Source organism: Mesorhizobium loti R88b (assembly GCF_013170845.1).
Lineage (GTDB): Bacteria > Pseudomonadota > Alphaproteobacteria > Rhizobiales > Rhizobiaceae > Mesorhizobium > Mesorhizobium loti_B.
This window is the reverse complement of sequence record NZ_CP033367.1, coordinates 6,702,757-6,717,868: the sequence shown is the minus strand read 5'-3', so window position 1 is coordinate 6,717,868 and position 15,112 is coordinate 6,702,757. Positions and strand designations below refer to the sequence as shown.

Here is a 15,112-nt window from a genome sequence, read left to right as displayed (position 1 = left end):
TATTTCTGATGCTACACAATAATAGGTCAGGGCGAGGAAATTATTGATGCATCGGTGACTAATATTAACCAATAATCAGAGTTTTATTGGCAACCTCTTCTGCTGGGTCCGATGACTGTGTCGGAGGGGATGTGTAATGAGTCTGGGTGCCGCAGGGCTCACGCCCATAACGCCTGCTGCTTTCATCAAGAAGTGGAGGAAGTCGGAACTTGGCGAGCGGCAGGCAGCTCAAGAACACTTCCTCGATATCTGCTCGCTGGTCGGCCATCCGTCTCCGAGCGATGAGGACCCGACCGGCGCGTTCTTCGCGTTCGAGAAAGGTGCGAACAAGCTCGGAGGGGGTAAAGGTTTTGCTGACGTCTGGAAGAAGGGTCACTTCGCATGGGAGTACAAGCGTAAGAAGGGAAACCTCGACGAGGCCCTCCTCCAGTTGATGCGATACGCGCCGGCGCTTTTGAGCCCGCCGCTACACATCGTTTGCGACATCGAACGCCTTCGCATCCATACCGCTTGGACGAACACCGTTCCGTCCACATACGTGATCACCCTAGATGACCTCGCGGAACCTTCAGCGCGTGAGATGTTGCACAACGTCTTCTTCAGCCCGGAAAAGCTGAGGCCGACCCGAACACGCGCGGCGGTCACCAAGGAGGCAGCAGACAAGTTTTCCGCGATCGCACTCCGCGTTCAGGGGCGAGGCACACCAGATGAGATTGCTCATTTCGTAAATCAGCTGGTCTTTTGCTTTTTCGCCCAGAGTGTCAGCCTGCTGCCTGATGGCCTGTTCACGAAGCTCCTGAAGCGATCGGCCCGTGCTCCTGAACGAGCCATGAGCTACCTCGACAAGCTGTTTGAAGCAATGGAGCGCGGCGGCGAGTTCGACCTGACCGACATCACATGGTTCAACGGCGGCCTGTTTGATGGTCGCCGAGCGCTACGGCTCGATGACGGTGACATTGGTTTGCTTGTCGCCGCAGACAGCCTCGATTGGGGCCTCATCGATCCGACGATTTTCGGAACTCTGTTCGAGCGGTTTCTGGACCCGGAAAAACGCGCCCAGATCGGCGCGCACTACACCGATCCAGAAAAAATTATGCGTCTTGTCGATCCGGTCATCCTGAGGCCTCTGAGACAGGAATGGGAACAAGCAAGGCGGGAGATTGTCGAACTCCTGAATGGCAATCGCAAGCCGCCAATGCGCAGGCAGCAATCCCGCCGGATGAAGCGGGAGGAAGCGGCCGCCGAAGTACGGTCCCGGTTCACGGAACGGCTGCGAAAGCTCCGCATCCTGGATCCGGCATGCGGGTCTGGAAACTTCCTATACCTCGCTCTCCAGGGTGTGAAGGATATCGAACACCGCGCCAACCTCGACTGCGAGATGCTCGGCATGCCCGCTCAGCTTCCGCTCGTAGGGCCTGAAATCCTGCGCGGCATCGAAATCAACATGATGGCGGCCGAGCTTGCACGCACGACCATTTGGATCGGAGACATTCAGTGGCAGATCAAGAATGGGATACGCTCGAAATCGATACCAATCCTACGCAAGCTAGATGCAATCGAAAGGCGAGACGCCTTGGTCAGGCAGGCCCAAGACGTTGATACAGCTCGTGACGCACAAGGAGACCTTCTTGCTGCACTGCAACCAGTCTCGGAAGATGCTGAAGCAGAATGGCCAGAAGCAGAATTCATCGTAGGAAATCCGCCGTTTGTCGGCGTGCGTTTGATGCGGCAAGCCTTGGGCGATCCAACGGTTGATCGCCTTTTCGATGTGTACGATGGGCGCGTCTCTCGCGAGGCTGATCTCGTCTGCTATTGGGTGGAGAAATCCCGCGCCGCTGTCGCAGCAGATCGAACGCGTCGAGTGGGTCTGGTCACGACGAATTCCATACGCGGTGGAGCGAACAGAAGGGTGTTGGATCGGATCATCGCCGAAAGCCGGCTATTCGAAGCCTGGAGTGACGAGCCGTGGGTCGTCGATGGCGCAGCCGTACGAGTATCCCTAATCTGCTTCGGCCACGGCGAGGACCCGTTGTGCCTCGATGGGAGGACGGTTGCACAGATAAACGCAGATCTTACCGCCGGCGTAACCGACTTGACCAAGGCGCGCAGGCTGTCTGAAAACCAGAACGTAGCGTTCATGGGCGACACGAAGGGCGGTGCCTTCGACGTCCCGGGTAGCTTGGCGCGGGCCTGGCTCTCGATGCCGATGAATCCCAACGGTAGGCCAAACTCAGATGTGCTCCGTCCATGGCGCAATGGAATGGACGTCGCTCGCCGCGGCCGCGACATGTGGATTGTGGATTTCGGCTGGGAGATGTCCGAGCAGGAGGCTGCCCTCTACGAGGCGCCGTTCCAGCACATTAGAGAGCATGTGTTTCCGGAGCGCTCAAAGAACAGGCGTGATGCCTACCGCGAGCGTTGGTGGCGACACGTGGAGCCGAGACCGGCTTTTCACGCTTCCTTGCAGGGCCACTCGCGTTACATGGCAACACCTCGCGTCGCAAAGCATCGGACATTCGTGTGGCTTGATCAAGCGATAGTGCCCGACTCCCGCATCTTCGCGTTTTCTCGCTCAGACGATGTCTTTTTCGGGATTCTTCACTCCCGATTTCATGAGGCTTGGAGCTTCGGAACTTGCTCGTGGCACGGCGTCGGCAATGATCCAACCTACAATAGTGCGGGGGTATTCGAGACCTTCCCGTTCCCCGAGGGCCTCACGCCGGATATCCCAGCTGTCCGATATGAAAAGGATTCACGAGCCATCGCCATATCAAAGGCGGCCAAGAGACTTGATGACATACGAAACGCGTGGCTCAATCCGAGCGACCTTGTCCAGATCAAGCCCGAGGTCGTGCCCGGCTATCCGGATCGAATCCTTCCGAAGGACATCGCGTCGGACGCAATCCTGCGTGACCGTACCCTGACCAACCTCTACAACCGGCGTCCGCAGTGGCTGGTCGACGCCCACTCGGACCTGGATGCCGCCGTTGCCGGAGCCTACGGTTGGCCTGCGGATATCTCTGAAGATGAAGCCCTGGCAAATCTCCTAGAACTCAATCTGGCGCGTGAGGCATTCAACGAGCACGCCAAATCCGGTCTGAAGACAAGAAAGCCACGTCGTCGTCCGACGCCGGAAGAGGTTCGACGTGCCCCGCAGATGAAGTTGCCCATTGCAGGTGGCCGCAAGTCCGTTGTCGGTCCGCAGCAATTGACCACCAAGGATCGCGAAAACCAGCCGACGTCAGCAGAGCGTCCGCGAAACACCAAACGCCGAACAAGCTGACCCAGGTCAGCCAAATTGTGCGAGACGCCCTTGCTCCAAGACCGATGATAGACCCATTCCAGTCATTTCCGTTACACCTCATCAAAAGCAGATCGAAGCCGGCCGCGCCTATGACCGCCTTCTCAAGCGCGGCACCCGGCCGAAGGCGCTCAAGGCCATCGTCGCATGGTTCAAGCGCCTGTGGATCAAGTTCATCGGTTAATCAGTGTGCGGCCGACGGCATCGCCTTTGCAAGCATGGATCAGGTTGACGACGCCGTCGGGAAGGCCGGCCGCGCACATTGCGCCTGCAACGAGCGGCGTCTGTTCGGCAGGTTTCAAGATCACGGTGCAGCCCGCCGCCAGAGCCGGTGAGATCTTGCGCGCCACCATTGAAGCCGGGAAATTCCATAGCGTGATCGTGCCAACAACGCCGATTGGCTGCTTGATCACCCAGCATGCCCCGGTCAGTCGAGGGCGGGGAGATCGTCTCGCCAAAGATGCGGTTGGCCTCTTTGGCTTACCATTGCAGATATGCCGCCGCATGCGAGACCTCCGACTTGGCTTCGCCAAGCGGCTTGCCAATCTCTGCCGTAAGAATGGCAGCAAGGTCGTCGGTATGGTCTTGATCAGCTGATGCCAGCGCCAGAGCATGTCCCTGCGATCCCGGGCGGTAAACGCCGCCCATCAGCCTGCGCGGTATAAGGCCTCGTCGATCGCCGAGCGCGTCTCCTCAGCGCCCATGTCGGGTAGCTCTGCCAACACTTCGCTAGTGGATGGATAAAAACCCTCGAACTTTCGCTAACCCAACAACGTGCCAGGCGTCGGCATGCGGTCGATAGCGCCGAACAGGTCGGGGAGTTTCAGATTCGCATCAGCGGCTGGCACCGAGGCATCCCGGCTTTCTCTTCAAACCGGCGGATGTTTTCTATTGGCTGCGTCAGGATGTGTAACCGCACTTCGCATCGGACCTCGAGCGACGGGGCCCTGGCGACCTGCCGACCGCGTTATGGAATAGGAACGACCGTTCCTGGAACGAGAATTCCTGTTCAGCGCCTTTCTCGCCCGCACGCCTGGCGGGGGCACCGAGCGTTGAGCCCTGCGACCTGATAACCGCAGCGCAGGCATGGCATCCACGCATCCGCGGAAAGCGGCAATTTGGCCTAAGCTTTGACGGCGCCCGCGCGCCTGACGGCGCGTGCCGGGTGCTCGTGAACCGAGCCCGCTTTTTCTTCGCCAGGCTCAGGCGGTCTCGGCCATCCGGCTTCGCCCCCTGGCGCGGGCAGCCTGTCGGCTGCTGACGGTCGCCGCCCTGTCGGCCGGCGCGGTTTGTCTGTTGGCCGAGCCCTGACAAATCTGGCGCCGCCAGTCTCGAGGCCATCGCGCGAAACGGCGGCGTGCTGCGCCGCATCGCCGTGCGCATTCCGACCTATCTGTCGGACATTCGCGAGAACCCCGCCTGGCTGCCGATGTTCGTGCTCGCCCGCACCATGCCGGCCCGCCGGATGCACTGGCGTGGGGCAAAGCCGGTTCGCGTGTCGCAAAAAGCCCACGACACGATGTTTGCCGGCGTCGATCGCCAGGAAATTGTCGAGGCGCTGCGGTCGGACGGGCTGTTTTGCGGGCTCGTCCTGCCGACTTTCATCCATGAGGAGATCGCCGCCTTCGCCCGCTATGTCATCCGACGCCGGTTGGGCCTCGACTGACCCAGATCAAGGCCACGCCCTTGTCGGCGTGGTTTGATCGATCAGTCCTACAAGGGAAAAACACATGGGCTGACCGACAGCCTGGTCGTCCCTCCATCATCTTGACAATCCAGATCATACGGCAGGCAAATGACGCTTCACCAGCCAGGAACCGACGTGAGAAACGCGCTTGAGGCGATGCGGGCAATAGATCACAGCGCAATCAATGCACGACATGCGGCTCGACTCCCCCAACATATCACCAAGAGAACCGACGCGCTGGCGGCACGCTGATGGCCGGCCGTGACGACAGCTTCGACATCATTGTCGTGGGCGCCGGGCCGGTCGGACTTTCCTTCGCCGCATCGCTTGCTCATAGCCAGCTCAAACTGGCGGTTGTCGAAGGGCAATCCCTGGAAAGACTGGCAAGTCCGGCTTTCGACGGCCGCGAGATCGCGCTCACCCACGCCTCGATTGGAATCCTTCGCGAGCTCGGCGCCTGGGATGTTATCTCCGCTTCGGACAAGTCACCGCTTCAAGGCGCACGCGTCCTCAACGGATCGAGCCCGTTTGCGTTGTGTTTCGATTCCCCCGGCGGATCCGCGGAACCGCTGGGCGTTCTGGTCCCGAATTGCCAGATCCGCGATGCCCTGTTCAAGATCATCCGCTTGCAGGGCCATGCCCGGCTGCTGTGCGGCCACTCGGTCGTGCGTGCAACAAACAGCCGTCAAGGAGCAATGATAACGCTCTCCACTGGCAGGCAGCTGAGCGCTCGGCTTCTCGTTGCAGCCGATTCGCGTTTTTCCGCCACCCGCAATCTGCTCGGCATCGGCGCCGATATCAATCGGCTTGGCAACTCGATGCTGATTTGCCGGGTGAGGCACGAGCGCCCCCACCACCAGATCGCGATCGAATGGTTCGATCACCATCAGACGGTGGCGATGTTGCCTCTCGCGCCAGGCGTGTCGTCGCTGCTTCTAACTTTGCCCTCAAACGAGGCCGACGGACTGCTTGCCCTCGACGACGAGTTGTTCCTGAGGGAGTTGACAAAGCGCTGTCGAGGGCGCCTCGGCAACATGAGCCTGGCAAGCCAACGCTACATCTATCCGCTGGTCACGACCTGGGCGCACAGGTTCCGGGCGCCGAGCGCCGCATTGATCGGCGACGCGGCCATTGGCATGCACCCGGTGACCGCGCATGGCTTCAACATCGGCCTCGGCGGCCAGAAGCAGCTCGCCCGCGGTATAGAGACCGCATGGCGCGACCGTCGCGACATTGCCGACCCCGACATGCTCCACAGATATGAAAGCCGACTGCGCCTGTCGGCGGCGCCGCTCTACCATGCTACGAATATCCTCGTCGGACTCTACTTAAGCGAGCATCCGGCGGCACGGCTTGCAAGGCATGTAGGACTGCGCCTCGGCCAACATCTTCCCTTTGTCCGTCATGGCATTGCGGCCATGCTGAGGCGGTGAACCGCAGTCGTCATAGGATCATCGTCAGCGTGCTGGCGTCTGGCGAGTTTGGTTCGATGTGAGCGGTCGCGGCTGCGCGGGATCATGCTTGATGAAGACGCGGCCGCTGAATGCCGCGAGCCTCTTCCATCGCAGATCGTCAGCGTGTCAATCGCCGTGTGTGTGCAGAATTCCCGACCGCCGCAAAGCGTTTGTCGGCCGGCGCCACACAGAAGTGGACCCAGCCACGTCCAATCCCGCCTTCGATGTGTTCAGCGCGTGGATGGTTGTCATCCAAACAATCAATTTTGCCAATCCTGCGGACCCTATTAGGAGCGTGACCGAAATCAAGTGCCTCGGCCCGCAGTACGCCCGACGAAAAAGCCTGAGCACCAACCACCTGGGCCTTAAGGAGCAACAGAATGCAACGACCCGAAGGCAGTGGAAATTGCTGCCGGGACGTTCTTCCTCATCGGGGTCTATGTCGCGCGTCAAGCGGACTCGTGTTTTGACATCGGGTCTCACGAAGGACCCCGCTTCTCGGAATGAGCGTGCCCCGACCCTACCGACGTCAGACGGCATTTGCAGCGCCGGTGATTGCTGCCTTAGCTAGGTGCGAATTTGACCCATAAAATCGATCATGAACTGCTGAATCGAGAAATGGCCGCAGACGACCCATGGCGGCTTGATGGCAACCCGTTCGAGCGGGAGCGCCACACCCAAATTCTCCGGTTGTCACTTGCGCAAGGTCGAGTCGCAAATGCGCTCGAAGTCGGCTGCGCTGCCGGCGCTTTTACGGAGCGGCTAGCCCCCATTTGCCAGCGGCTCACTGTGATCGATGTCGTCGAGCCAGCGATTACGCGAGCACGTTTACGCATGAAGGAGACGCCGCACATCAGCTGGATAATTTCCGATGTTCAACAGTTTTCGAGTGATGAGCTGTTCGACCTGATCGTCGTTGCGGAGGTTCTTTACTACGTCGGAGACCTCGATCAGATCCGCGCGGCAGTCCGCAACCTGGTAAGTCTGCTTGCGCCAGGCGGGCAGCTGGTTTTCGGATCGGCACGTGACGCCAATTGCCAACGCTGGGGGCACGCTGCTGGTGCAGAGACCACCATCGCCATGCTGAACGAATCGTTGACCGAGATCGAGTGCATCGAGTGCCGGGGCGCGTCGATCAATGAAGACTGCCTGCTGGCTCTCTTCCGAAAGCCGATTTCCGCTTCCTGATAAAACACTTGGAAACTGTGTGGGCTTCTGTGGTGTCAAGCTGACCCAATATGCGGACGTATAGAGCGCCCAATTGCAACAAGTAGCTGGATCCAGTTGATGGTAACAACTGCTGACTACATCCGGCTTCTTCATGCGGCTCGATGTTCTGCGCCGCGAGCCTCGAGGGGTTTTCGCCCGCTTCCACCTCAACGGCCCCAGACGTCGGCCGAAGCCTTTCCGGTCCAGACATCAGGTTCGGAAGCGGCGGGGTGACCGTTCCCCCACCTCTGCCATTTTGCGTAACGGCTTTACCCAATAAATGACCCATAGATACCCAGATGAAGCGAAGTCCTTATTTTGCATGGCTCCCTATGCGGGACGGGCTCTACGGCTGCCGCCACCGAACCTCAAAGGTGATCCCTAGCCGGGAAAGCGGCACTCCTCGTCGGGGGCCGTCGGTCCCGTGTCCCGCCTTATGCGGCGCTATGCTGACACTCCTACGGCTGCCCTTTTAACCGATCTCGTCGTTGCAGTCAGTCCCGCGTCCCGGCCCTTCGGCCGGCGCAAGTGCTGACGCTCCTTAGGCTGCCTTTCTGTGTGCGGCGATCTTTGATCCCTCGCACGGAATGAAGACTTAGGGGCCAGCTCCTTTGCGCACTTCAGGCCTCAGGTGCTCAAGCTGTGTGTTCCAGTCGGCCAAAACCTCAAACAATTCGTTCGAAGTAGCGCCATCCGGGCGCGCTCCTTCCCGCTCTCCAGGTGCTTTCACCGACAGTCCGGTTGACCGGCAACACTCGAAAGCATTGACCAGACGATTCCTGTTGGCGAGCGCGATAGAGCTTCGCGGAACCTGTTTGCCGCCGGCGATCCAGAGCTGCGCGATCGCCATGCATCATCGCGTGCGCCAACGGTCGCCGCGTTTGCTGACGCCTAACAGTCGGGCCGTCCTCCACTTGATCGCTGCTTCGGCACGGGCGCAGCCACGCGCTGGCGGCCGCTCTTGAATCAGGTTGTGTCACCGACAGCTGCCATCGGTGCCGCCGCTTATCGGGCCAATCGAGCACGACCAGAAGGTTCAGATCAGGGCCTTTGAAAGGCATGGTTTTAATATCCATAGCGTGGATGCTCGCGATCTAAACAATCAATTTTACCAATCCGGGAGGGTCGTTCATAGACCCATGACATGCACCGCCATTGCTCTACCGCGTGAGGTGCACAAAAGAACCCGAAAAAGAGGAAGTCTTCGCATGCGCCCTGACGTGCAGTGGAGGTTATGCTGGGAAAATGAGTTGCAGCTTCCCGATCACCTCGAACTCTCTGAGTTCTTCCGGAAGACCTATGAGCCGACCGGAGCCTTCAATGGAAAGCAATTCGAAGGCGGTCGAAGTTGGGCCGGTGCAAGGCCGGAACTCCGCGCAATCGGCTATGATGTGCACGGGGTAGCGGCTCACATGGGCGTGCTGCGCCGATACATCAAAGTTGGCGACGTTGATCTGCTGGTCGCTGAACTCGGTCTATACGGGGTGCGTCCGGATCTTGAGGGGCTGGGAATCGCCCATTCGATTAGCGTCATGTATCCAGTGCTGCAGCAGCTTGGCGTTCCATTCGCTTTCGGCACGGTTCGGCAGGCGCTCCGGAACCATGTTTCGAGGTTCTGCCGCAAAGGCTTGGCGAACATTCTGACGGGCGTTCGCGTGCGTTCAACCCTCCCGGACGTGTACTCCGATCTGCCTTCCACGACGCGAGTCGACGACGACGTACTCCTCATGGTGCTCCCAATTGGACGCTCGATGAGCGAGTGGCCGGCCGGCACTTTGATCGATCGGAACGGTCCAGAGCTATGACCGCGGATCTGGTATCCGCTCGCTTCCTCAAATTCACAGAAAAATCTGACATCTCATGACCCTGTTTGCCACAGCCAGTACTGTTGCCATCTGCTCTTATGCGCTACTGTCGACCGTCTACAAAACCGCGCAGGTGTTTTATACCCTGCCTACAAACGTACCGCCGACCTCGGGCGACCCGCCCGGCGGTGAGCCTTGGCCGAGCGTCGATGTCATTATCCCGTGCTACAACGAGGCGCCTCGCACCCTCTCGGACTGCCTGGCTTCCATTGCAAGTCAGGAATACGCCGGTAAACTGCAGGTCTATGTTGTTGATGACGGTTCTGCAAACCGCGATGCCCTCGTAGGTGTACACGAGGAATACGCGGGCGACCCGAGGTTCAACTTCATTGCGCTCCCAAAGAATGTCGGAAAGCGCAAGGCGCAGATTGCCGCCATTCGCCGCTCGTGCGGAGATTTGGTGCTGAATGTAGATTCGGACACGATACTCGCCCCGGACGTCATCACCAGGCTTGCGCTAAAGATGCAAGATCAAGCGGTCGGCGCCGCCATGGGCCAGTTGGCGGCTAGCAATCGCAGTGAAACTTGGCTGACGCGGTTGATCGACATGGAATACTGGCTCGCCTGCAACGAAGAGCGGGCAGCGCAGGCTCGGTTCGGTGCCGTCATGTGTTGCTGCGGTCCGTGTGCCATGTACCGGCGATCCGCGCTTGTTTCGTTGCTGGATCAGTACGAGACGCAGCGCTTTCGAGGGAAGCCGAGCGACTTCGGCGAGGACCGCCACCTTACGATCCTGATGCTGAAAGCAGGCTTTCGAACAGAGTATGTCCCGGAGGCCGTCGCGGCAACAGTCGTTCCCAACAGCATGGGTCCCTATCTGCGCCAACAGCTTCGCTGGGCCCGGAGCACTTTCCGTGACACGTTGCTGGCGTTCCAACTGCTGCGCGGCCTTAACATTTATCTCACATTGGACGTGATTGGCCAGAATATTGGCCCATTATTGCTCTCTTTGTCGATTCTGGCGGGGCTCGCGCAATTGGTAACGACAGGTACTGCGCCTTGGACGGCATGCCTGATGATTGCAGCCATGACTATAGTTCGCTGCAGCGTGGCAGCGTTTCGTGCGCGCCAACTTCGATTTCTCGGATTCTCGCTCCACACACTCATCAACATCTTTCTCTTGCTCCCGTTGAAAGCATACGCGCTGTGCACATTGAGCAACAGCGATTGGTTGTCGCGCAGCTCTGCGGCCAATGTGACAGACACTGGCGGCACCAGTTCAAAGCCGAACTTGGTGGGATCTGACGCAGCTTACAGCGAACAGCAATAGTCACGTGATCTCAGGTGGAAGAGTTTTGAGCCAGGACCAGAAACATCAAGTGTTGAAGCGTAAGTTGGGCCCAGAGGATTTGCGGCGATTCGAGACTCCTGCGATCGAACGGGAGTTTCACGGGCAGACAAGCGCGAAAAGCTCCGTGCCTGACTCTCTGTCGACCGTGGCAGTCGATTTTGCCGGCGTAACCAAGTCGTATGGGAACAAGATCGTTGTCGACGAACTGTCGTTCTCCGTTGCGTCGGGAGAGTGTTTCGGCCTCCTCGGACCAAACGGGGCGGGCAAAAGCACGATTGCGCGTATGCTCCTCGGCATGACATGCCCTGACGCGGGCACGATCACGGTGCTCGGCGTCCCGGTGCCGGCGCGCGCTCGGCTGGCACGCAGGGGCATTGGCGTGGTCCCGCAATTCGACAATCTTGACCAGGAATTCACCGTACGCGAGAACCTGCTGGTGTTCGGACGCTACTTCGGCATGAGCACACGTCAGAGCGAAGCGGTCATCCCGTCGCTTCTCGAGTTCGCTCGCCTCGAGCGCAAGGCGGATGCGCGCGTCTCGGAACTGTCCGGCGGCATGAAGCGATGCCTGACAATGGCGCGGGCGTTGATCAACGACCCCCAGCTCATTGTGATGGACGAGCCGACCACCGGCCTCGATCCGCATGCGCGCCACCTGATCTGGGAGCGGCTGCGCGCCCTGTTGGCACGTGGCAAGACGATTATCCTAACGACGCATTTCATGGAAGAGGCTGAGCGATTATGCGATCGGCTGTGCGTGCTCGAAAAGGGCCGCAACATCGCCGAAGGCGGCCCGCAGGCGCTGATCGACGAGCATATCGGATGCCAGGTCATGGAGATTTATGGTGGCGATCCGCACGAGTTGCTTTCGCTGGTCAAGCCACATTCCCAGCGCATCGAGGTCAGCGGCGAAACCCTTTATTGCTATGCGCCAGACCCTGACCAGGTGCGCACGCAACTGCAGGGGCGAGCAGGTCTGCGTCTTCTTCTGCGTCCAGCCAATCTCGAGGATGTTTTCTTGCGGCTGACCGGGCGCGAGATGGAGGAGTGAACGATGATTGAAGGTTTTGCGGCGGCGCTGCCGGCCAATGCGTGGAACTGGGTTGCGGTATGGCGACGCAACTATCTGGCATGGAAGAAAGTCGCACTCGTGTCGCTTCTCGGTAACCTCGCCGATCCTATGATCTACCTTTTCGGCCTAGGCACCGGCCTCGGCATAATGGTCGGCCGCGTCGACGGTGCGTCGTATATCGCCTTTTTGGCGGCCGGCATGGTCGCGGTAAGTGCGATGACCGCCTCTACCCTGGAAACATTGTACGCGGCTTTCGCTCGCATGCATTCTCAACGCACATGGGAAGCCATGCTGTATACGCACATTACCCTCGGCGACATCGTTCTGGGTGAACTGGCGTGGGCAGCCACCAAGGCCTTCATGGCCGGTACGGCTATTACCATCGTCACCGCAACCTTGGGCTATGCCGCCTGGCCGTCCGTCCTCTATGCGCTGCCAATCATTGCTCTGACAGGGTGCGTATTTGCGAGCCTCGCGATGATCGTCACCGCACTTTCGCCCAGCTACGATTACTTCGTGTTTTACCAGACGCTTGTCCTCACACCTATGCTGTTCCTGTCGGGCGCCGTTTTCCCATTGAACCAGCTGCCTGGCGCCTTTCAGCAGATAGCGCGATGCATGCCGCTGTCACATGCGATCGACCTCATTCGTCCGGTTATGCTTGATCACCCGATCAGCGGCATCGCCCTGCACGTCGGTGTGCTCGGCCTGTACGCGCTGTTGCCATTCTTCCTCTCGATGGCGCTGTTGCGCCGCCGACTAATGCGCTGACGAAAGAGAGTGAGATAAACAATGCGCTACGGACTTCGTGCTGCAAATAAAAACGACATCGCCAACGCAAATCGGCATCCAACCCAGGGTCTTCGTGGCATCCACTCAATCTCTCAACGTTATGGAACGCCCCGGGACCTCGATCACAGGATCTCATGTTGATCCAGGCGTAAGAGAATTTCTTTGAGGTTGGTGATGTCTGACTGGCGTTCGCGGCGGCGAACGACAACGCAGCCTGTGTTTTTGATCAAACGGCCTTGAGACAGGCCAATTCAGTCTTCCTGTACGATAAACGGAGAGCGAGATGCTGTGTCTAGGATTGAGCGGCGGATTAGACAAAGTCTATGAAAACCGATTCCAGATTGCGAATACATTCATGCACGATGGCGCTGCGGTGCTCGTCCGAGACGGACAGGTCATCGCGGCCGTAGAAGAGGAGCGCCTCAATCGGATCAAACACTCCAACAAGCTCCCAATCAGTTCGGTTCAATACTGTCTTTCAGCCGCTGGGGTTCAGCTCAGCGAAATCGATCATGTGGCGTACTACGCTACCGAAACCTATTGCAACGCCATGCTCGAAAACATGCTTGCTTCCGAGCCGAACGCCTCCATTCCGTTGGATGCCAAATTTTTGGTGCAGCAGCTGTTGGCGCAGGAGTTCGGTAGCGAGCTCGACCCTTCGCGTATCTCATTCGTAAGTCATCATCAGGCGCACGCCGTGAGTGCTTTTGCAATGTCGGGCTTCGAGCAAAGTCTGATTTTCGCGATTGATGGCTCTGGTGATTTCCAGTCGGGTCTTGTGGCGGTAGGATCTGGTGCTGAAATTTCGCAACTCGCGACTTTCCCAGAGAACAATTCCCTTGGGCTATTTTATCTCGAGGTGATCCGGTATCTCGGCTACGGCTTGTTCGATGAATATAAGGTAATGGGGCTTGCCCCCTACGGCGATCCCGTTCCCTATCGCGAGCTTTTCGAGCAGTTCTATGAACTGTCTGCAAACGGCGAGTATCGCGTCCACCTGGACCGCATCGGTCCGACTTTGCTTCGCACCATTCAGGTCCGGCAAAAGGGAATGCCATTCACCCAGCAGCACAAAGATGTGAGTGCGTCGTTACAGGAAGCGCTCGAACGCATCGTGTTTCACATTCTTCGGCATCATCGTGAGGCCACCGGGATGACGCGGCTGTGCCTGGCCGGCGGCGTTGCGCACAATTGCTCCATGAACGGCAAGCTGCTCTATTCAGGCCTTTTCGAAGACATCTTCGTGCAGCCCGCGTCGCATGACGCTGGCTGCGCATTGGGCGCTGCATTAATCGTGTCTGGTGAGCTGGGCCGCCCCGCGCCGCGTGCGCGACTGCAGGAGGTTTATTGGGGGCCGGATCTCGCGAGCGATCACGCTGTCGAAGAGGAACTAAAAGCATGGGCGGGGCACCTGGAGTTTGAACGCACTGAGGCGGTGGCGGATAGGGCAGCCGAGTGGATGGCCGGTGGCGCCGTGATCGGCTGGGTGCAAGGTCGTTCGGAGTTCGGGCCGCGCGCGCTCGGAAATCGCAGCATTCTTGCCGACCCCAGGCCCGCCACAAACAAGGACCGGATCAACGCCATGGTCAAGAAGCGGGAAGGGTATCGCCCGTTCGCCCCATCAGTGCTGGAGGAGGATGCGCGCGAATTTTTCGACCTCCCAGGCAGTGCGTGCGAATTTCCCTTCATGAATTTCGTGGTCCGTGTGCGCGACTCCAAGCGTGGTTTGCTCGGCGCCATCACGCACGTCGACGGTACGGCTCGGCTGCAAACAGTATCGCGCAAGGCCAGTCCGGCCTACTGGGACGTCATCAATGCCTTCAAGCAGCGCACTGGCATCCCAATTCTGCTCAATACGTCCTTTAACAACAATGCCGAGCCGATCGTGGATTCAGTTGCAGACTCGATTGCCACGTTCCTGACGACAGGGTTGGATGGACTTGTGGTCGGGCCGTTCCTCGTCAAAAAACGGGCCACAACGCTGGAGGATTGGACTGCGCTCGCGGTTTCATTGCCGCCTTATGTATCCCTGTATAAGGTCCGCGCTCACACGGCGCTGGATCGCCAGGAGACCGTCTGCGAAATCCGAACGGATCACTCCAGCCGTGACGGTGTGCGTATTTCACATGACTTGTTCGATCTGCTGACGCGGATCGAAGGCGAAGCCGTGCTCGCGGATCTCCTCGATACAATTACGCTGGATCAGGCCCAGCGCGAGGCTCTCACAGGAGAACTGCGACGGTTGTGGGAGCAGCGCCGCGTTCGCATGCGTCCCTCGCAAGCTGCTCGCGTCGATCAAAACTGATGCCAATCGCTGGACGACAGATAGCAGTTGCCGAAACACCGGTCCTTGTCGTTTCTCGACGGCGGACCCGGTTCGGTGACTGCCTATGTGTCCGGCATCAGCCTGGTGTTACGCATAGCGGACGGGACGTGCGAGC

Annotated in this window: 10 protein-coding genes and 1 pseudogene; 9 read left to right on the top strand and 2 right to left on the bottom strand. The window is 59.1% G+C overall.

What is annotated here, in order from left to right:
- Nucleotides 1-136 precede the first annotated feature (136 nt).
- The gene (locus EB235_RS32470; RefSeq protein WP_063827839.1) at nt 137-3,283 is read left to right on the top strand and encodes a class I SAM-dependent DNA methyltransferase; all 3,147 of its coding nucleotides are present in this window, start codon (nt 137-139) and stop codon (nt 3,281-3,283) included.
- A 191-nt stretch (nt 3,284-3,474) separates the two neighbouring features.
- On the opposite strand, the gene EB235_RS32465 is transcribed toward EB235_RS32470, so the two are convergent.
- Nucleotides 3,475-3,915, bottom strand: a complete 441-nt coding sequence (locus EB235_RS32465) for an aldehyde dehydrogenase family protein (RefSeq protein WP_318013387.1) — start codon at nt 3,913-3,915, stop codon at nt 3,475-3,477.
- 725 nt (nt 3,916-4,640) lie between these two features.
- On the opposite strand from EB235_RS32465, the pseudogene EB235_RS32460 reads away from it, so the two are divergent.
- The 3 genes and pseudogenes from EB235_RS32460 to nodS form a co-directional block, all read left to right on the top strand.
- Nucleotides 4,641-4,934: pseudogene (locus tag EB235_RS32460) on the top strand (hypothetical protein); the annotation flags it as partial.
- A gap of 305 nt (nt 4,935-5,239) precedes the next feature.
- A complete protein-coding gene (gene ubiM / locus EB235_RS32455) occupies nt 5,240-6,421 on the top strand; it encodes a 5-demethoxyubiquinol-8 5-hydroxylase UbiM (RefSeq protein WP_027033362.1) in 1,182 nt (393 codons plus the stop codon).
- Nucleotides 6,422-7,060: 639 nt separating this feature from the next.
- Nucleotides 7,061-7,630, top strand: coding sequence for a nodulation methyltransferase NodS (gene nodS / locus EB235_RS32450; RefSeq protein ID WP_051371569.1), 570 nt, complete (start codon nt 7,061-7,063; stop codon nt 7,628-7,630).
- Nucleotides 7,631-8,246: 616 nt separating this feature from the next.
- On the opposite strand, the gene EB235_RS32445 is transcribed toward nodS, so the two are convergent.
- Entirely contained in the window at nt 8,247-8,501 is a 255-nt protein-coding gene (locus EB235_RS32445) for a hypothetical protein (RefSeq protein ID WP_152536315.1), read from the bottom strand.
- Nucleotides 8,502-8,859: 358 nt separating this feature from the next.
- On the opposite strand from EB235_RS32445, the gene EB235_RS32440 reads away from it, so the two are divergent.
- The 5 genes from EB235_RS32440 to EB235_RS32420 all read left to right on the top strand — a co-directional run bounded on the left by EB235_RS32440 (nt 8,860) and on the right by EB235_RS32420 (nt 14,976).
- The gene (locus EB235_RS32440; RefSeq protein ID WP_027033364.1) at nt 8,860-9,456 is read left to right on the top strand and encodes a NodA family N-acyltransferase; all 597 of its coding nucleotides are present in this window, start codon (nt 8,860-8,862) and stop codon (nt 9,454-9,456) included.
- Nucleotides 9,457-9,511: 55 nt separating this feature from the next.
- Nucleotides 9,512-10,786 (top strand): chitooligosaccharide synthase NodC, encoded by a 1,275-nt coding sequence (gene nodC / locus EB235_RS32435; protein ID WP_027033365.1) that lies wholly within the window; start codon nt 9,512-9,514, stop codon nt 10,784-10,786.
- Between the two features lie 103 nt (nt 10,787-10,889).
- Nucleotides 10,890-11,858, top strand: a complete 969-nt coding sequence (gene nodI / locus EB235_RS32430; protein WP_244966534.1) for a nodulation factor ABC transporter ATP-binding protein NodI — start codon at nt 10,890-10,892, stop codon at nt 11,856-11,858.
- A gap of 3 nt (nt 11,859-11,861) precedes the next feature.
- Nucleotides 11,862-12,650: an ABC transporter permease gene (locus EB235_RS32425; protein ID WP_027033367.1), complete on the top strand. Its 789-nt coding sequence runs from the start codon at nt 11,862-11,864 to the stop codon at nt 12,648-12,650.
- Nucleotides 12,651-12,954: 304 nt separating this feature from the next.
- Complete coding sequence (locus tag EB235_RS32420) at nt 12,955-14,976, top strand: carbamoyltransferase family protein (protein WP_027033368.1); 2,022 nt, start codon at nt 12,955-12,957, stop codon at nt 14,974-14,976.
- The last annotated feature ends 136 nt before the right edge of the window (nt 14,977-15,112 follow it).